The organism is Paenibacillus sp. FSL K6-1230 (assembly GCF_038002385.1).
In the GTDB taxonomy this organism is placed as follows: Bacteria; Bacillota; Bacilli; order Paenibacillales; family Paenibacillaceae; genus Paenibacillus; species Paenibacillus massiliensis.
Genome location: NZ_JBBOCK010000001.1, coordinates 1,344,317 through 1,363,036 on the forward strand (window position 1 = coordinate 1,344,317; position 18,720 = coordinate 1,363,036).

Below are 18,720 nucleotides of genomic sequence, written 5' to 3' on the forward strand. Positions count from 1 at the left end.
GATGCATTGATTTGTATAGCGACTGAGGATAGCTAGAGAAAGATAGATAGAGCACTGCAATTATTAAGATGTGGAAGGTGAATACCATGACTGAGACAAAAGAGTTTAATGTAGAAATGATCTGTATGGACATTATTAGTAACAGCGGTCTTGCCCGTTCTCTCCTGCTGGAGGCGATGGATTATCTTAAGCCACGCAATGAAGAAAAGATTCAGGAGCTACTCAAAGAGGCTAATCAGGCACTCAAGGCGGCACATCGTAGTCAGACCAGTCTACTGCACGCTGAATCAGGTGGGCAGAAGGTGGAGATGACCGTGCTGCTGGTCCATGCTCAGGATCATCTGATGACAACACTAGCTATACGGGATATGACTGAAAAATTTATGGAGGTGCTTTAATATGAATATATTATTGGTGTGTGCTGGAGGTATTTCGACTAGTATTCTGGAGAAAAGCATTCGAAATGCAATGGGGCCAGAGCGCTCGGACTGGAAGGTGGAGGCCCATGCGGTAGACCAGTTGGAGCAATTGATTGATGAGTATGATGTTGTATTTCTTGGTCCACAGATTCGTCATAAACTGCGTGCCGTACAGAAGGTATGCGATCAGAAGGGCAAGCCATGTGAGGTCATTGACAGCCGCATCTATGCGCTTGCCAATGGGGAGAAGCTACTGTCCAGAGCGATCGAGCTCGTAGACTAGAGGGACCAGTGATGAACAAGAAACCAAACATTGTCATGGTCGTTGCTGATCAATGGAGAGCCGATTCCATCGGATATACGGGTTGCGGAGGTGCTGTGACCCCTAATCTGGATGAGCTTGCGCGAGAAGGAGTTAGCTTCTCCAATGCTTATTGTCAGCTTCCTGTGTGCGTACCAAGTCGCAGCTCGTTTCTGTCAGGCTGGTATCCACATACAAAGGGCTTCCGCACGATGCACCATCTCATGGGTCCGGAGGATGCCAACATATTACGGACTTTGAAGGAAGACGGTTACCACGTGTACTGGGGAGGGCGCAATGACTTTCTACGGGAGGATGTCGAGGTAGAGGATTATTGCAGTACGAGGGATGACCAGTACCGTGCATTCTTCCAGCGGATGAGAGAATTGAAGGCGCGTCAACAACAGGAGACGGCTTCAAGTGGAGAGCAAGCAGTCGAGCACGATTACTCACATTATCACGGGGTTACGGAGTCGGCTGAGCATGTAGACCGTAATCAGATCGAACACGCTATCAAGTTCGTGCAGAGCTATCAGTCAGATGAGCCGTTTTGTATTTATCTCGCATTAGCATTGCCGCATCCACCCTACCAGGTAAAGGAGCAATGGTATAGCCAGATTGATCCGGCAGAGGTCCCAGCACCCATTCGACTTACCGAAGAAGAATGGGACGGGAAACCATCCATTCTAAGGGGGATTCGCAATAACCAGAAGCTATACGAGTGGACAGATGAGCAGCTTCAAGAGATGAAGCGAGTCTATTATGCGATGGGAACCGAGTTGGATGAATATATTGGCCAATTGCTTGAGACGCTAAAGGCAGCGGGTATGTATGATGATACGATGGTAGTCTTCTTCAGTGATCATGGAGATTATACAGGCGATTATGAAATAGCTGAGAAAAACCAGAATACTTTCGAGGATATGCTGACACGGGTGCCACTGATCATCAAACCACCAGCAGGGGTCGAAGCCAAGCCTCGTGTGACGGAGGCTATGACAGAGCTAATTGATATTCAGGCCACTTTACTCGATCTGTTAGGCATTCGTCCCGCCTACACCCATTTTGGCAAGTCTTTGCGTGGAGTGCTGGCAGGAGAAGAAGAGCTTCGTGATGTGGTGTTCGCCGAGGGCGGTCGCCTTGATGGGGAAGAGCACTGTAAGGATGCAGGTCATGCTCCAAGCAATGAATACTGGGCGAGGACTGTCGAGCAGGAGAAAATGCCTCAGCATACGAAAGCCATGATGATTCGTGACCAGAAGTACAAGTACGTATATAGGCTGTATGAGAAGGATGAGTTCTATAACATGCAGGAAGATCCCTACGAGAGACATAATCTGATCGATGATGAGCGTTATGCCGTAGATATTGCACGCATGAAGGAGCGAATGCTCAAGCATTTCTTCGAGACGGGCGATGTCGTCCCACACAGATATGATCGTAGAACCTGATGGAATATAGAGATAAAGGTGATTGCGTTGAACTTGACAAGCAAAGAAGCTAATCTCCTTAGGCAGCTATTGATTCAAGAGCAACCTATATCTATCAAGCAGCTATTGCTCAGCTTGGAAATCAGCGATAAGACGTTACGAGGCATGATCCGCAGTCTAAACGAAGGATTCCTTGACGGGCAGGGTGAAATTGTACTGGAGCGGGGCAAAGGCTACCATCTAGTGGTTCGTGATAGATCTACTGTCAAGCTGCTGCTCGAGGAATCCGTATCTGTGGAGGAGGCCTCGGTCATTGAAGTATTTCGGCATATGGTTGATTTACACGAATACGTCACGATGGACTATATCTGTGAGCAGCTCTACATTAGTAAGAGCAAGCTGAACGGTATTTTGGGAGACATCAAGCAGTTGATCCAACCCTTTGGATTAACGTTGAAGTCCAAGCCTCATTATGGCATGAAGCTGAAAGGTGAGGAGCTTGGTTTCAGGCTGGCTATTGCATCCATATTGAAAGTGGAGCAGTACATCCAGCATCAGGAATATGCAGTTGTAGAGTCGATCGTGGTAGAGGAGTTCCGTCGATTTGACATCCCTTGCTCGGATCTGATCCTGCAGCATCTGATCTATCATATCCAGATTATGCTGGAGCGCTGTACGAACGGACACGTCATCAACCTGGACACACACGACAGCTATGACATTAATCCCAATCTGCAGTTGACCGATCATATCTGGAATCGCCTGGAACAAGAGCTGAGAGGAACATTACCCGGTATCGAAAAGGGTTACCTGGTATCCTGTATTATCGGGCAGGTGGCGTCTATCCAGCAGCAGGATCTGGATGAAGTCAGAGTCAAGGTACACATGATTATTGATTCTTTTCTCCAGAAGATCGAAGAGATCTATGATGTATCCTTATGGGAGGACGCACATCTACGAACGAGTCTACAATTTCATCTGGAGCCGTTGATCAGCAGACTCAAGAATGATGTTCATTATAAAAATCCGATCCTGCAGGAGATTAAGCAGCAATTCGCGTTTGCCTTCAATCTGGGTATGCTGTGCGCGGATGAAATTACGAAGATCTACAATAAAGCATTAACAGAAGACGATATTGCCTACCTCACTATGCATATTGGCTTGGCACTGGAGCGGGATGTGAAGCTGTCCAGGAAGACCTTTGATCGGATCGCGATCGTGTGTACCACGGGGAAAGGCACTTCTGAGCTATTAAAGTTCAAAATTCAGCATTCCTTTCCGAATGCGCATTATGTCAGGACATTTTCGCTTTTTAATAAAGAAGAGATTCTGAAATTTGAGCCTGATATTGTATTCTCCACCGTACCTATTCAGGTAGGGAGCTATCCTGTTGAGATTATTAGTCCCTTTTTTACAGCAGAGGACCGCAAGAAGCTGGTTGTCTATCAACGGAGGAAGGACAAAGAGCGGCTGATTGATCGTTATTTCTCAGAGGATCTATTCTACGGGGCTTTGGATGCGGGAGTGAAGCAGGAGGCTATCGGTCAGTTGTGTAGCCGAATGGACAAGACAGGAATTGTTCCACCTAATTTCGAGGAGCTGTGTTTGATTCGTGAGAATCTGGCGAGTACTGCTTTTGGCAACTGGATTGCTCTGGTTCACCCGATTGAACTGTGCTCGGTCGTCACCAAAGTAGGTGTAGGGATTCTTAACAAGCGCATCGACTGGTCGGGCTTACCAGTCAAGATCGTCTTCGTTATTGCTCAGGCCAAGAGTAATGAAGCTCGGGATCTGTTACTGTTCATACAGGAAATCGTGCACGACTCTTCATTAATGCTACGATTGTGCGAATCTGAGACATTCGAGGAATTCAAGCGTATCCTTATGGAAGGAACAAGCTCCGAGTAATCATGGCAAGTTCATAAGGCACTGTCAGTGAGTCTATCGCTGCAGTGCCTTTGTTACGCAATGCTATTTTAAATTCGCGCGTCTGTTATCATGTCTTCTCCTCACAGCCTCTGTGCAATCTCCAGCAGCTTGTCGATGCCTAGCCGAATCTGCGACTCATTTACGTAAGAGTAAGATAGACGTATCCAGCCATGGTGCTTGTAGGGTGATGAGTCGAACACCTTCCCTGGGACGAAGGAGACAGATGCCTCCATACATTGGTATAGAAGGTGAGCGGTATCGACTCCAGGCGGCAATTCTACCCACAGATTCAGTCCACCATGCGGGCTGGTCCATGTCCATGTGCTTTCCCGCAGGCATGCTTCCATGACATCCTTGCGCATTTGCAGGGCTGTGCGGAGCTTGGACAAGTGCTGCTCCATGCGTGGGGATTGTACGTATTGGAGGAAGAGCTTCTGGTTGAGCAGCGGCGATCCATTATCCGCCAGCGCTTTTACCGCATGCAGTAACGGCATTAAGTCAGGTCGGCAGATTAGAATCGCTATGCGCAGACCTGGAGCTACATACTTGCTGTAGCTGCGAATATATAAGGCTCTCCCGGAGGTATCGTAAGCGAAGACGGGGGCCGGGGGATGTTTTTTGAAATAAATATCATAGGTGCTGTCATCCTCCACCAGATAGCAGCCGTATTTTTCGGCCAGCTCGGGTAGCAGCTTGCGCTGCTCCGTCGGAACTGTAAATCCCGTGGGATTATGAAACGTCGGCGTCAGATAAAACACCCTTGGCTTCTCAACTCGTAATATCCGTTCGAGCTCCTCCAGATCATATCCATAGGGATGGATATCGAGGAAGGTCAGTTGTGCGCCCTGTTTGCGGAAAATTTCCATAGCTGGACCATAGCAGGGCCGCTCTAGCAGAACCCGGTCTCCAGGTCGAACGAGTGCCCGCGCGGTCAGATCAATAGCCTGCTGGGCTCCTGAAGTAATGAGAATCTCATCGCCAGTGAGATAGAGATGCTCCTTCTCCGTTAGTTGCATCGCGAGTGCCTCACGTAGCTCGGCGTCACCAGCCAGGGTGGAGTAGCTGCCAAGCAAGCGTGGATACTGTTCTGTCAGAGAGCGTAACAGTACATTCCAGTAATGGTTCGGTAAGAGAGTCGGATCAATCAGCGACTGAGAGAATTGGTAGGTCGCCTGCAATGAATGAATGCGCGGGAGTGAATCCCAGTGACGCCAGACCGAGATAGCGGGATCGTCCGCCAGATCAGATGGAGCCGTGGGCTCTTTACCTCCGACATAGTAGCCAGACTTGTCTCTGACATAGATGCTGCCTTCCTCTTTCAGCACCTGATACGCTTTGAACACCGTAAGGCGGTGAACTCCTAGCTCCTCGGCCAAGCTGCGCACAGAAGGGAGCTTCTGATCCGCCTTCCATTCACCGCTATCCATTCGCACCCGTAAATATTCAATTACCTGCTCATACAGCTTCAGGCGATGGCTCGGCTCAAGTCTGGATGGGGGCCGAATCTGCTCTACCTGACCATTATGCTGCAACTGACCATTTTTCATATGGTGCCTCCCGACCTTGGATGATGTTGTGTTCTATTGTACCGCAAATCCTCTCGAAATCATCACAATCTGTTCTGTCATATTCATTCTGTTCTATGGTGGCTGCTGTATGATGAATGACAGATGAAGGAGGGGCTCTGATGATTGCAGTAGGTTATATTGTGATGTGTCTAGTATTCGGCACGACGTTCTTGGCTATTAAGATTGGTGTGGAAGCAGGGCTACCGCCATTTCTGTCCGCAGGCTTGCGATTTTTGGTGGCCGGGATACTAATGTATACCTGGATGAAGCTGAGGGGGAAGGTGCAGTGGTCGCTGCTGCTTCGCAAGGAGATGCTCCTGACGGGCTTAGGGCTTACCTTTGGCACTTTCGCGGCATTATATTGGGCAGAACAGTATGTCAGCTCAGGCATTGGGGCGATCCTGTCGGCTACAGGTCCTTTGATGATTATGATGATCCAGACATTGCTGCTACGGCAGCCGATGTCGGTCCGTATGCTTGCAGGATGTGTAACGGGCTTCGCCGGTGTTGTGCTGGTAATGCTGCCGGGTCTGTCTATTGCAGGAGGCGGGCTTTGGATGTGGGGATGTATTGTCATTCTGGTGGGTGAGCTGTGCTATGCCGCTGGAGCGCTGTATTCCAAACGAGTCATTGTTCAGTTCCAGGAATCTCACCCTGTTGCGCTGAATGCGGTGCAGATGATGTACGGTGGGCTGCTTCTGGGGATATTGTCATGCTTCACTGAGGCTTGGGACTACACGGTCATTACTGTATCGCCTGCAGTCTGGTCACTGGTGTATTTGACGGTGATTGGCTCTATGGTCGGGCACAGCCTGTTCTATTGGTTGGTAGCACGTACCAATCCTTTATTTCCAGCAACATGGTTGTATATTTCACCGCCAATTGCTGTAGGGCTGGGAGTGGTGTTCTACGGTGAGCATGTAACCTGGATGACATGGGCTGGTGTGGTGCTAATTGTGTCTGGATTGCTGACAATGAATGAAGGCGTCATGCGCTGGATCAGAGCACGGATGGGACGTACGGCTCCTATTCCAAAGCAGATGTCGTGACAGGATAGTCATATGGAGGATAGCGAAGTGGAGGGAACGATACGGCAGGATAACCCTATGAAAAAAGAAATAGGGCTTCGTATCGGAAACCTCCGACATTCAGCCTCTACAGCCCACAGCCTCCACAGCCTCCTATTGAGGGTTATCCAGATGTTTGTAGTTGACGTGGGCATTCACGTCATGGACGGGGGCGCTGCTATATTGGCGGATGCTCCCGTTTTCTTTTTTGTAGAAGTACCTTGCCTCTGGCTCATCCGTGAAAATGACCTCGGTGCTAACGACAGGAGCTTTTCCGATGCTGGTGTCGATGCGCTGGATATCGGATTGCTGGTATCCTTGGGTCTGCAGTAAATACCTTTCGACTTCGGTATCACGATTGCTAATGTAGTATTGGCGGTATGCAAGTGCGCTCAGGACAACAACGAGTAGAGACAGCAAAATATACAATGGAGCTCTCCGGGTACGCAATTGGATATTCCTCCGTTCAGGTTAAGAATTCGGTGAGGCTGTCTGGCTCAATTAAGCATCAGTGACGTGACCAGACCAGATATGAGATCAAGCTGAAAGAACTGGGGAGTCTAGGCGTTAGTGGATAGTAACGGACAGAGGGAGGCCATAACTTACACCCTCACATAGGATAAGACCAAGGTTCTATAGATTAAAGGCTATAGACTATAGACAGCCCTGATCCGCGAATAGCTTCATGGGAATCAGGGCTGTTGTGGTGTACCAACCCCAAAAAGTCGATACAATGGCAGTTTACTTAGTTGACGTTCAAAATAAACTTGTCGATGACATGCTTGACGCCATCCTCATTGTTGCTCAAGGTTACGTAGTCGGCAAGCTCCTTCAATGCAGGAATTGCGTTGCCCATGGCTACTCCAAGGCCTGCACATTCCAGCATTTCATGGTCATTCCAGGAATCCCCAATTGCAATGGTCTCGGACAGATCGCATTTATAATGGTCCGCAAGGAATGACAAGGCATGGCCCTTGGTACCTTCATGATGCATGAACTCCAGGAAGTGCGGCTTGGACTTCGTAATATGCACCTCGTTACCCAGCATCTCGCGCAGAATCGGAGCGATTTCATCCAGCACCTCAGGCTCATCAATGACGAGCATCTTGTGTGTAGGCTGCTCGACCATTTTGCTGAATACCGGCTCAATATAATAAGGTGTCTTGTTCAGAGCGCAGTAATCAATGAGCTTCTGATTCTCTTCACGTGAATAGAGCTTGTCACCGATGTAGGTCTGCAGGTGAAGATTACGCTCCAGACAGAACTCGTACAGCTTGCGAGCTGCTACGATTGGGAGATAACGCTCATAGAGTACCTGCTCATCAAGCAGATTTTTGATTAGAGCTCCTTGGAAAGTAATGATCGGTACGTTCAGACCTGTCTGGCGGGCAATAGCCTGTGCCGATGAATAAGCGCGGCCTGTAGCCAGCGTCACAATAACATCCTTGGCGATTGCAGCCTCCAGCGCCTGCTGGACAGCAGGGGTTACTTCCTTATCATCGTTAATCAGCGTGTCATCAATATCAATAGCCATCAATTTGTACATGGTTCTCGCTCCTATTCTCTCTGTAAATTCTCTCTAGGGTTACTTACCCTGTTTGTCTGGCATAATTCAGCAAGCCTAACTATGTTCGACAGGGCTCCTCGCTTGCAACTGGTCTATGCTGCATTTGATCTGGTCAAGGCACTAGTCCTCAAGCAGCACCAATCCGATGAAGTCATCTGTCTCCAGATTACCGAAATAATGCTTGAGATCCAAGGAGGACAAGGCTTCTCTCACAGCCGATTCCTCATAGCGCTGGCCACGCAGAGCGTCCTCAATGTCCGCAACATCACCTACACCGAAGAAGTCACCATAGATCTTGATCTCCTCGATGTGAGCATCCTTCAGATCCATACGAATGTCAATGAGACCGACCGGGAACTTCTTGACATGCTTGATGTTACTTGCTGGTGACAGACCATAGTTCCAGTCCCAGGACTGATAGCGTTCCTTGGAAATCTCATGAATCTTGTTCCAGTCCTGCTCGGTCAGCTGATACTGAGGTACCTGCTCGGCCTCCATGCCAAAGATATGGCGAAGCAGCTCCGCCCGGAATTCCTCAATCGTCATCGGCTTGTCCATCAGATCCGCAATATTGGCTACACGGCTGCGTACAGACTTAGTGCTCTTGGACTTGAATTTCTCAGGATTGACGTTCAGCGAAGCTTGTACATCATCCAGATTCAGATTGAACATCAGTGTGCCGTGACTGAACATCCGGCCGCGTGTAGAGAACTGGGCATTCCCAGAGATTTTGCGTTCGCCTACCTGTAGATCATTCCGTCCGGTCAATTCCGCAGGTACGCCCATGTCGTGAAGCGCATCGACTACCGGTTGGGTGAATTTACGGAAATTATGGAATGACTGTCCGTCGTCCTTGGTAATGAAGCTGAAATTAAGGTTGCCAAGATCATGATACACCGCACCGCCACCAGACAGGCGACGAACAACCTGAATATTATTGTCCTTAACATACTCGGCGTTGATCTCTTCCACCGTATTCTGATGCTTCCCGATAATAATGGAAGGCTTATTAATGTAGAACAGCAAGTAACTATCATCCAACGGTAAATGCTTGAGGGCGTACTCCTCGATTGCCAAATTAATCGCAGGGTCGGTAATGCCCTGATTGTCGATGAACAGCATGTTCATTCCTCCGTCTAAGCAATATTGTCTGGCATAATGCATACGTTCAGCAAGAGGCTCTCAAGTTTTCATGAAGAAGGCACACGAAGTATGTAGCGCGAAATGCATGGCACAAAAGGTGAAATGTCCCTAGGATGTGCAAGACAGCTCTGCTAACCGAGTCAGTTCGTATACTGAAATTCCTCATTATGCGCATCGAAGTCGAACGTATTTTGTCGATTCTATCAAAATTATAACATTCACAGACGCTCTCTGCACCGCCTGATCTGATTTTGAATTGACGGAGCAGGAAGGACGGCCCCATAATGGGAACCAGCTACTGGGCATGTTCGCCCAGAAAGGATGAATCGGTATGATTGAAATATACGGACATGGGGGAGACAGGGAGACGGCCGCCGGGCTGTACGGCTTGCCTGCGGCGGATTTTCTTGATTTCAGTGCCAACATTAATCCACTCGGACCACCCGATGAGGTCAAGGAGGCTTTGATGAACGGGTTACAGTCTGTCATCAGGTATCCAGATCCAGGACACCGTTCTCTGAAGAGTCTGCTAAGCCGAAGGCTACGCGTCTCTCCAGAACGAATCAGTATCGGCAATGGCGCAGCTGAGAGCATGGCACTCATTCTGCTTGGATTAAGACCACAACGGGTCGGATTGGTCGAGCCCTGCTTCTCGGAGTATGCTGAGCTGTCGCTCAAGTTCGGGGCAAGCCTCAGCCGTGTATATGGTAAGGCTTCTCTTCAATGGAGAGCGGATGTGGAAGATATCGAGCGCTTGATCTCGGAGGTGGATCTCCTGTTCATGGGGCAGCCGAACAATCCGAACGGGGTGCAATATGGGAAAGAAGAGCTGCTCGCTGTTGCCGCGGCTGCTGAGCGTTCAGGGACTTACCTGGTGCTGGATGAGGCATTTATGGATTTCATTCCAGCAACTGAACGCATCACACTACTGCCGGACCTCGAACGCTATTCACGTGTGATCCTGATCCGCTCCATGACGAAATTTTATGCCATTCCGGGTCTGCGACTGGGCTATGCGCTAGCTGCACCTGACGTCATCCGTCGCATGACGGACCAGCAGGTGACCTGGAGTGTGAACGGACTCGCCCTACTGGCTGGCGAAGCCTGTCTGAACAGTGGACAAGCTTACGAAGATCAGACGCTGAAGCTGATTGTTCAGGAAAGACAACGTCTGCTAAGCGGTCTATCCGAGCTGGGCTGTGGAGTGACGGCGAGTCAGACTAATTATTTGCTTGTTCGGGCACCAGGAATGTGGAAGGCGGTAGAGCTTCAGGATGCTCTGGGACGTCGTGGTGTACTGATTCGCAGCTGTGCTATGTATCCCGGCTTGACAGACAGCCATTTTCGCATTGCGGTCAAGGATCAGGAAGCTAATCAGGTGCTGCTATCCGTCATGGAAGCTGTGCTGGAGGGGGAACGACGAAGTGGTCGTTAGTGTCATTATTGCGGCAGCGTATGTGCTGGACCGCCTCATCGGTGATCCACGCTGGATTCCACATCCGGTGATCGGAATGGGCAAGGGCATCACTCTACTGGAAAAAGGAATTCGGGGCAGATGGCAGTCACCTCAGGCGCTTAAACGGGCTGGCCTGATCTTGCCCCTCTGCATTGCAGGTGGAGCCTATGGAATAACCTGGCTTCTTATTGCGGGGCTCGCCATACTTCATCCGTGGCTTGCTATCGGGGCTGAGATTATACTATTAGCGACAACTATAGCCTCCAAAGGACTCAAGGATGCTGGCATGGCGGTATATCAGCAGCTGGTGCAGGGGAACCTGCCCGCAGCCAGACAGGAGCTGGGCATGATTGTTGGGCGGGATACCAACGAGCTGGACGAGCCGGAGATTACACGGGGTGCGGTCGAGACGGTTGCTGAAAATATCGTGGACGCGATTATCTCACCGCTCTTCTACGCATTGCTTGGTGGAGTACCGCTCGCGATGGCTTATCGCGCGGTGAATACGCTTGATTCCATGGTTGGGTATAAGAACGAGAAGTATAAGGATCTGGGCTGGGCTTCAGCTCGTCTGGATGATGTAGCCAATTATATTCCTGCACGTCTGACTGCGTTGTTGCTCTTCATCGCAGCATGGCTGAATGGCAACAGCGTCAGTGGTAGTATTCAGGCGGTGCGGCAGGATGCTCGTCAGCATCCCAGCCCGAATAGTGGCTACCCGGAAGCGGCTGTGGCAGGTGCGCTGGGCATTCGGCTTGGTGGATATAATGTATACCATGGTGTCCGTTCATTCCGTGCTTACATGGGACAGCCACTTGAGCAGCTGCAGGCTGAGCATATACGCCGAACAGTAAGACTTATGTTCGTAGTCTGTAATCTATTTGTTGGCTTGTGTCTAGCTGTTACAGTCATCTGGCTTCTCATCGCATAAGTCAATTAGTGTAGCTCAGGATAACTTATGAATAAAGGCTGATCTGGAGGTTTGTTATCCATTTCGTTCAGCAGTGTCGGATTATGAGGTCCATGAATCAAGATCATTGAATGTGGATATTACACCATTCACCTTGGATGGGAAAGGAGATCGAGCGATGCGCGACAAAGTGGAGCTAACGCTGGTTCGCCACGGAGCTACACAGTGGAACCGGGAGAAACGCTATCTAGGACACACGGACGAGCCGCTATTGGCAGAAGCACATGATTCGCTTCGTTCATTGGGCTGTTGGCTCTCCGCGCAGAGCTTTGACCGTATCTACAGCAGTGATCTCCGGCGATGTCTGGAGACGCTGGAGTGTGCTGCTCCAGCGCTGCTGCCCAAGACGATTCGTGATGAAAGGCTGCGTGAGCTGCATTTCGGCGCGTGGGAGGGAGAGACCTATGCTACGCTTAAGGAGATCCCGCTATATCGAGCCTGGATTGATGATCCACGTCGATTCACGCCACCACAGGGTGAGAGCTGGAGTAGCATGGAAGCCCGGATGCTCTCTTTTGTGGATACATTGCGGCTGTTGTGCGGTCAGGTCCCATCTGTGGATCAGATGGATATGCAGGGCTCGACTCTCTTAGTCACTTTGCCATCTTTGACTCCTTTGTCCGTTCTGGCTGTTACCCATGGCGGAGTTATTCGTCAGTTGGCTGCCATGACCGTTGCCGGGTTAGACTTCTGGGATGTACAGGTGGAGCCGGGAGGGGTTGTCCGACTAGAGCTTACGTTTACAGCAGATGGCATCATCGGAAGCTACCTTGGACCTGTAGAGCTGGAATAAGGAAGTTGTTTTTTGTTCACTTGTACCAGTAGCTGGCGGTTGTAAGCCTATCTTATTTGGCCTATAATCACTAAGTAAGTGCAAGGGAAGCTGTCCATGTTACAATAATCTCAGCGGATTAGGTCAGCCTGTGGCAGATGTAGTGCAGGCTGTGAAAAGGGAAGCCGGTGCAATTCCGGCACGGTCCCGCCACTGTATGCTAGGGGATGTCGGCAATATGCCACTGTCAGCGGAAGATGACGGGAAGGCTGCCGGGATGCTGCACCCAGCAAGTCAGGAGACCTGCCTACTCTGCTTGGTACCACGATCCTTCGAGGAAAGGACGGCGTGTATTTAGTGATGTTCCATACAGCAGGATCATGCCGTATACACTGGAATGAACACTATAACGACCCGGTCCTCGTGAGAGGTCCGGTTTTTTGTTTTCCATTTTATTAAAGAAGACAGGAGAGAGATCATAATGACGAGAACAATGAAGATATGGATGACGGGGCTGCTGTCCTTACTACTCGTACTGGGGCTTGCAGCATGTGGCAACGGAGCGAATCAGGGGACGACGCAGCAAGGTGCAGAGCAGGAGCAGCAACAGGCGGTGGAGGCCGGTCCTACGGAATATCCGCTTACTGTCAAGGATGCGACAGGGCATGAATTCACCTTCGAGAAAGCACCGGAGCGAATCGTATCTGTCTCCCCGGCGGAGACGGAGGCACTCTTTGCTATTGGACTGGATGAAGAGATCGTTGGGGTGTCAGATTACGATGATTACCCGCAGGCAGCGCTGGACAAGCCCAAAATGGGTGGCATTACAAAGCCGAATGAAGAATCTATCATTGCCGCTCAACCGGATATAGTATTTGCGGGTATCTCATTAAGCGAAGAAGCTACCAACAAGCTAAGATCGCTTGGCATCCAGATTTTCAAGACAGATCCCAAGACCTTCGACGATGTGATGGCTAATATTACGCTCTATGGACAGATTGCAGATCGTCAGGTAGCAGCTCAAGCCGTGACGGATCAAATGAAGGCGGATATTGCTGCGGTGAAGGAAGGCGTCAAAAATATCGGAGAAGACCAGCGGCTGAAGGTGTATGTCGAGTTCTCGCCAGGCTGGACGGTCGGTAAGGGCGAATTCATGGATGAAATGATTACGCTGGCTGGCGGTATGAATATAGCATCAGACATGACGGGCTGGAATCCGATCAGTGAAGAGAAGGTGATTGCTGCGAATCCAGATGTTATTCTATACGGCAGTAATGTAGTGGATTCGAAGACTGGAGAGACGCTGGAGCAGATCATCAAGGGGAGACAGGGTTGGTCGAAGATTAATGCGATCCGCAACAACCGCGTATTCGGACTGGAGGATAATCTGATCAGCCGTCCAGGCCCGCGTGTCACGGAAGGACTCAAGGAGGTTGCCAAAGCAATCTATCCTGAAATCTTCAAATGATCCGTTCACTAGCAGGCTATGGAGCGCTTGGTGGCGCGCTGCTCCTTTTGACGTTGCTCGTCTGCCTGGGGATTGGCTCAGTGCATCTACCCATCTCTCATATTGCAGGCATTCTGGGGCATCAGCTTCCCTGGCTGAAGGAAAGTATTACGCCTTATTGGGAGGCTTCCGCTGAGCAGATTATTGTGCAGGTGCGCTTGCCCCGCGTATTGCTGGGTATGCTAGCTGGTGCAGCCTTGTCGCTGGCAGGAGCCGCTTTTCAGGGAGTGCTACGCAATCCGCTGGCGGACCCTTTTACCCTAGGGGTGTCCTCGGGGGCGGCTGTTGGGGCAGCGGTACTGATTTATTGGGGATTGCAGTATGCCTTCTTCGGTCTATGGACATTGCCGATGATCGCTTTTGTTACAGGAGTTACGACCCTATGGGCCGTCATTACGCTGGCTCGGGAAGGTAGGCGGATTCCCACGAATAGCCTGATCTTGTCCGGGGTGGTCATGCAGTCCTTTCTGGGTGCGGTTGTATCATTTCTAACAGCTATGTCCAAGGAGACGGTCAATGAGATTCTATTCTGGACCATGGGAAGTCTCAGTCTGAAGGGCTGGCCTTATGTATTCCTGCTACTCCCCTATGTGCTAGTCGGCATCCTGTTTCTGTGGAATCGCGCTCGGGTGCTGAACATTCTGGCTCTCGGGGAGCGTCAGGCCGCTCATGTAGGTGTGAAGGTAGACCGCACGAAGCTGTGGGTCCTGATCGTAGCTACGTTATTAACGGCTGCTGCCGTTTCCATTTGTGGCGTGATCGGGTTCGTGGGTCTCGTCGTTCCACATATGATCCGACTCATTACAGGTCCTGATTATCGTCTCATTATTCCCCTTTCCGCCTTGGGTGGTGCGATCTTTATGGTCTGGGCAGATACGGCAGCCCGCTCGTTACTGGCTCCTGTGGAGATTCCTTTGGGCGTGGTGACTGCCTTTGTCGGTGCACCGTTCTTCGCCTTTTTGCTTTATCGCAGCAAGCGACGGGGAGAAGGGGGCTGGATATGAGCAAGACTACTGTAAGCTCTGGTGTAAAGAGTCCCGCGGTGGATGTGCTGCAACTGCATAAGAAATATGGAGAGGTGTCTGCCATCACGGGATTGAACTGGTCCGCAGCACTGGGAGAATGGTGGGGCGTCATCGGTCCGAATGGCAGTGGCAAGTCTACATTAATTCAGCTCTTGTCCGGGGTCGAGCAGCCTGGGAAGGGTGAAGTACGGATTATGGGACGCCTTGTGTCGGAATATCGTCGCAAGGAGCTATCCAGAATCATTGCTGTACTCCAGCAGGAGGGGCTTCCTCCGATGGGCTATACCGTGCGGGATGTCGTGGACATGGGGCGTTTTCCTCATCAGGATTGGCTAGGTAGGGACCATGATGGTGATACGCGTCAGATCACGGAGCAGGTGCTGGAGAAGCTGGAGCTGCTGCCATTGGCAGAGCGCAGACTGGATCAGCTCAGTGGCGGTCAGCGGCAGCGAGTGGCACTGGCGAAGGTGATGGCCCAGGAGCCGCAGATTCTGCTGCTGGATGAGCCGACCACGTATCTAGATATCAGATATCAGCTTCAGTTCATGGAGCTGCTGTCTGAGTGGCGGCAGGAAACGGGGATCACCATCGTTGCAGTGCTGCATGATCTGAATCTGGCAGCACAGTTCTGTGACCGCATGCTGATCCTGCAGGAGGGCCAAGCTGGTATATGTGGTACACCGTCGGAGCTGCTGACGGAGGACACGCTTCGTAAGGTGTATGATATTGATTCACTGGTCATTGAGCATCCCGATCATGGTGCGCCGCAGCTGCTGCTGCGTAGAAGATCACATAGATAGAGACTCAAGGAGAGTACTAGCACCTTGACCGAATACGATTGTGGGTTTGAATGATCTGAAGAGAGCGTGGTAAGCGGAGAGCGGGGAAGCCCTAGAGAAACGAAGTGTCCATCTTTAAGCTTGCTGTTCATCAGCTTTTCCATTTCGTTCATTAGAACAGCAAGCTTAACAAGGGTCGACAGGGCTCCCCGCTTGCAGCGGCTCTACACTCCTATTTGATCTGCTCAGTAACAACATTTGCGAAGGGGATAGCAGGCTATGAATGAAGAATTACAGCAGCTCTTACATACCATTAGACACAATATTGCTGATCAGGAGGCCGAGAGCGCAGCTTCGGCTCACCTGGATCAACTCACGAAGCCGCCTGGTAGTCTTGGGAAGCTGGAGACCCTTGCCATTCGACTTGCTGGAATTACAGGGAAGATACAGCCAGAGTTCACGCAGCGTGCAGTTATTGTCATGGCTGGAGATCATGGTGTATGTGCCGAGGGCGTGAGTGCATTTCCAGCTGAAGTAACCCCACAAATGCTGTACAACATGCTAGAGGGTGGGGCTGCTGTGAATGTGTTGGCTAGACAGGCTACCGCAGAAGTCATCTGTGTCGATGTAGGGGTTAATGCGGACGTGGAGCATCCATCATTAATTAGCCGCAAGATCCGTAAGGGGACAGCGAATATGGCCCAAGGCCCTGCGATGACCCGAGATGAAGCAATACAGGCTATTCTGGCCGGAGCGTCTGTAGCGATTGATGCAGTGGAGCGTGGTCATCGGCTCCTGGTTACCGGGGAGCTGGGTATCGGGAACACGACTGCCAGTGCTGCGGTAGCGAGCGCGCTCACAGGGCAAGATCCGTCACAACTGGTCGGTAGAGGTACAGGTATTGATGATGCAGGCTTGGAACGGAAGATGGATGTAGTCAGAAGAGCACTGAAAGTCAATCAGCCGGATCAGACAGACGGACTCGATGTACTGTCGAAGGTTGGGGGGCTAGAAATTGCGGGACTGACGGGCGTGATCCTCGGCGCAGCCTCCCGTCGCTGTCCAGTCGTGCTGGATGGATTCATTTCCAGTGCTGCTGCGCTAGCTGCCCGTAGTCTTGAACCCCAGAGCGCGTACTATCTGCTGGCTTCACATTGTTCCCATGAGCAGGGGCACGCTGCAGTGATGAAGGAGCTTGCTCTGGAGCCCTTGCTCCAGCTGGATATGCGACTAGGCGAAGGGACAGGAGGAGTTCTGGCTCTGCACCTGATCGATTCTGCCGCCTGCATCATGCGGGAGATGGCGACGTTCTCCAGTGCGGGCGTCTCGGGAAAAGAGGTGGCTTCTTCATGAAGTCGCTGGTGACTGGTGGAGCCAGAAGCGGGAAGAGCAGCTTTGCTGAGCGTTTGTGCATGAGCCGTGCGAAGGAAGCCACTTATGTGGCTACTGCACAGGCCTTCGATGTCGAGATGGAGCTTCGAATTGCTGAGCATCGCCGTCAGCGGGAGCAGACAAGCTTTGCTTGGAAGACAATAGAGGAGCCATTGCAGTTACCTGAGCTACTGCATCATAATGGGCACAGCTCAGATGAATCACCACCACCAGCACTACTGGTGGATTGTCTTACGCTATGGCTGTCCAATCTGGTACTAGCTAATGAAGAGATGGCCGAGCAGACGGCACGAGCAGGAATTACAGCGCTGGAAGAAGCCGTCCGATCATATTCGGGGCCGCTGATTCTGGTAACAAATGAGGTAGGTAACGGCATCGTTCCCGAATATAAGCTGGGCAGGCTGTACCGGGACCTGAGTGGTGTCATGAATCAGCGGATGGCTGCTGTCTGTGATGAAGTATTCCTCGTGACGGCTGGCATCCCTGTTGAGCTGAAGCGGCTGGAGTACAAATGGTAAGCAGAGGCAGAGGGCATTTGGAGGCTGTTGCTGCCGCATTCCAGTTCCTATCCCGCTTGCCGGTGAAGAAGGAAGTGGACTTCACTCCCAAGGTGCTGAGACAGAGCACAATCTACTATCCTCTTGTGGGCCTCGCGATCGCCGTTGTCGTATGGTTCAGCGCTATCGTCTTCTCCTTGGTGCTTCCGGCATTTCCTGCTGCGGTACTAACCTTGATAGTATGGGTATGGCTAACCGGCGGCTTGCATCTGGATGGCTGGATGGATGCGGCCGATGCACTGCTAAGCTATCGTACACGGGAACGGATGCTTGAGATTATGAAGGATAGCCGGGTCGGTGCCATGGGCGTGCTGGCTTGTGTACTGCTACTGCTGCTGAAGCTGTCCTTGATCTATACCGTACTTACCGAAGGTCCCATAATAGCTCTAGTGCTGCTGCCCATGGTCTGGAGCCGTTGGTTCATGGTGAGGGCCATTCATCACTGGCCGACGGCACGTGGGGATGAAGGTCTGGCTGTGCTCTTCAAGGATTTGGGGACCGCTGAGCTCATTCGCTGCACGCTGTGGGCTGGTGGAATCACCCTTTTGCTGGTTGCAGGAGAACTGAGTCTTTACAATTCCAATTATTATTTAGCGGCGTTCGAGCCGATCGGTTATCCTCATACAGGCTATTATGTGCTGTGTTCTGTACTGCTTCCATTAGTGGCATGGGGGATCGGACATGGAGTTGCCGCGCATATCCATCGTCGTCTTGGAGGGTTGACCGGGGATATATACGGGGCACTGAATGAACTGCTAGAAACGGCTTTGCTGTTATTCCTGATCGCGCTGTACGGTATCTATTGACGTATGGATTGGCGTATGGCTGTGACGTTGAA

Annotated in this window: 18 protein-coding genes and 1 riboswitch; of the genes, 14 read left to right on the top strand and 4 right to left on the bottom strand. The window is 51.0% G+C overall.

Annotation, left to right across the window (positions count from 1 at the left end; translation table 11 throughout):
- The first annotated feature begins 86 nt into the window (after nucleotides 1-86).
- Genes MKX74_RS05875 through MKX74_RS05890 form a run of 4 tightly spaced genes read left to right on the top strand, consistent with a single transcriptional unit; the run spans nucleotide 87 to nucleotide 4,058 of the window.
- Nucleotides 87-398 (top strand): PTS lactose/cellobiose transporter subunit IIA, encoded by a 312-nt coding sequence (locus MKX74_RS05875; protein WP_018886568.1) that lies wholly within the window; start codon nucleotides 87-89, stop codon nucleotides 396-398.
- 1 nt (nucleotide 399) lies between these two features.
- Nucleotides 400-702: a PTS sugar transporter subunit IIB gene (locus tag MKX74_RS05880; RefSeq protein ID WP_018886567.1), complete on the top strand. Its 303-nt coding sequence runs from the start codon at nucleotides 400-402 to the stop codon at nucleotides 700-702.
- 11 nt (nucleotides 703-713) lie between these two features.
- Nucleotides 714-2,171: a sulfatase-like hydrolase/transferase gene (locus tag MKX74_RS05885; protein WP_341177785.1), complete on the top strand. Its 1,458-nt coding sequence runs from the start codon at nucleotides 714-716 to the stop codon at nucleotides 2,169-2,171.
- Nucleotides 2,172-2,204: 33 nt separating this feature from the next.
- A complete protein-coding gene (locus MKX74_RS05890; protein WP_341177786.1) occupies nucleotides 2,205-4,058 on the top strand; it encodes a BglG family transcription antiterminator in 1,854 nt (617 codons plus the stop codon).
- 101 nt (nucleotides 4,059-4,159) lie between these two features.
- On the opposite strand, the gene MKX74_RS05895 is transcribed toward MKX74_RS05890, so the two are convergent.
- Nucleotides 4,160-5,626 carry an aminotransferase-like domain-containing protein gene (locus MKX74_RS05895; RefSeq protein WP_341177787.1) on the bottom strand — a complete coding sequence of 489 codons (1,467 nt, stop codon included), beginning with the start codon at nucleotides 5,624-5,626 and terminating at the stop codon, nucleotides 4,160-4,162.
- Nucleotides 5,627-5,766: 140 nt separating this feature from the next.
- Here MKX74_RS05895 and MKX74_RS05900 point away from each other — a divergent pair, with 140 nt between their 5' ends.
- Nucleotides 5,767-6,696, top strand: a complete 930-nt coding sequence (locus tag MKX74_RS05900) for a DMT family transporter (protein ID WP_341177788.1) — start codon at nucleotides 5,767-5,769, stop codon at nucleotides 6,694-6,696.
- A gap of 132 nt (nucleotides 6,697-6,828) precedes the next feature.
- On the opposite strand, the gene MKX74_RS05905 is transcribed toward MKX74_RS05900, so the two are convergent.
- The 3 genes from MKX74_RS05905 to MKX74_RS05915 form a co-directional block, all read right to left on the bottom strand.
- Complete coding sequence (locus MKX74_RS05905; RefSeq protein WP_169445807.1) at nucleotides 6,829-7,164, bottom strand: DUF3139 domain-containing protein; 336 nt, start codon at nucleotides 7,162-7,164, stop codon at nucleotides 6,829-6,831.
- 295 nt (nucleotides 7,165-7,459) lie between these two features.
- Nucleotides 7,460-8,260, bottom strand: a complete 801-nt coding sequence (locus MKX74_RS05910) for a Cof-type HAD-IIB family hydrolase (protein WP_018886561.1) — start codon at nucleotides 8,258-8,260, stop codon at nucleotides 7,460-7,462.
- A gap of 141 nt (nucleotides 8,261-8,401) precedes the next feature.
- A complete protein-coding gene (locus MKX74_RS05915; protein ID WP_018886560.1) occupies nucleotides 8,402-9,403 on the bottom strand; it encodes a lipoate--protein ligase in 1,002 nt (333 codons plus the stop codon).
- Between the two features lie 352 nt (nucleotides 9,404-9,755).
- On the opposite strand from MKX74_RS05915, the gene cobD reads away from it, so the two are divergent.
- The 9 genes from cobD (at nucleotide 9,756) to cobS (ending at nucleotide 18,688) form a co-directional block, all read left to right on the top strand.
- Nucleotides 9,756-10,859, top strand: a complete 1,104-nt coding sequence (gene cobD / locus MKX74_RS05920; RefSeq protein ID WP_018886559.1) for a threonine-phosphate decarboxylase CobD — start codon at nucleotides 9,756-9,758, stop codon at nucleotides 10,857-10,859.
- Nucleotides 10,849-11,811: an adenosylcobinamide-phosphate synthase CbiB gene (gene cbiB, locus MKX74_RS05925; RefSeq protein ID WP_341177789.1), complete on the top strand. Its 963-nt coding sequence runs from the start codon at nucleotides 10,849-10,851 to the stop codon at nucleotides 11,809-11,811. The genes cobD and cbiB overlap by 11 nt, the downstream gene beginning before the upstream one ends.
- A gap of 157 nt (nucleotides 11,812-11,968) precedes the next feature.
- The gene (locus MKX74_RS05930; RefSeq protein WP_026281258.1) at nucleotides 11,969-12,643 is read left to right on the top strand and encodes a histidine phosphatase family protein; all 675 of its coding nucleotides are present in this window, start codon (nucleotides 11,969-11,971) and stop codon (nucleotides 12,641-12,643) included.
- A 103-nt stretch (nucleotides 12,644-12,746) separates the two neighbouring features.
- Nucleotides 12,747-12,947, top strand: a riboswitch (cobalamin riboswitch).
- A gap of 153 nt (nucleotides 12,948-13,100) precedes the next feature.
- Nucleotides 13,101-14,090: an ABC transporter substrate-binding protein gene (locus tag MKX74_RS05935; protein WP_154659190.1), complete on the top strand. Its 990-nt coding sequence runs from the start codon at nucleotides 13,101-13,103 to the stop codon at nucleotides 14,088-14,090.
- Entirely contained in the window at nucleotides 14,087-15,133 is a 1,047-nt protein-coding gene (locus MKX74_RS05940; protein WP_341177790.1) for a FecCD family ABC transporter permease, read from the top strand. Before MKX74_RS05935 ends, MKX74_RS05940 begins: the two co-directional genes overlap by 4 nt.
- Nucleotides 15,130-15,954 (top strand): ABC transporter ATP-binding protein, encoded by an 825-nt coding sequence (locus MKX74_RS05945; protein WP_341177791.1) that lies wholly within the window; start codon nucleotides 15,130-15,132, stop codon nucleotides 15,952-15,954. The genes MKX74_RS05940 and MKX74_RS05945 overlap by 4 nt, the downstream gene beginning before the upstream one ends.
- A gap of 258 nt (nucleotides 15,955-16,212) precedes the next feature.
- Nucleotides 16,213-17,286: a nicotinate-nucleotide--dimethylbenzimidazole phosphoribosyltransferase gene (cobT, locus tag MKX74_RS05950; RefSeq protein WP_341177792.1), complete on the top strand. Its 1,074-nt coding sequence runs from the start codon at nucleotides 16,213-16,215 to the stop codon at nucleotides 17,284-17,286.
- On the top strand, nucleotides 17,283-17,843 hold the full coding sequence (cobU, locus tag MKX74_RS05955) for a bifunctional adenosylcobinamide kinase/adenosylcobinamide-phosphate guanylyltransferase (protein ID WP_018886551.1): 561 nt from the start codon (nucleotides 17,283-17,285) through the stop codon (nucleotides 17,841-17,843). Before cobT ends, cobU begins: the two co-directional genes overlap by 4 nt.
- Entirely contained in the window at nucleotides 17,837-18,688 is an 852-nt protein-coding gene (cobS, locus tag MKX74_RS05960; protein ID WP_018886550.1) for an adenosylcobinamide-GDP ribazoletransferase, read from the top strand. Before cobU ends, cobS begins: the two co-directional genes overlap by 7 nt.
- Nucleotides 18,689-18,720: the final 32 nt, after the last annotated feature.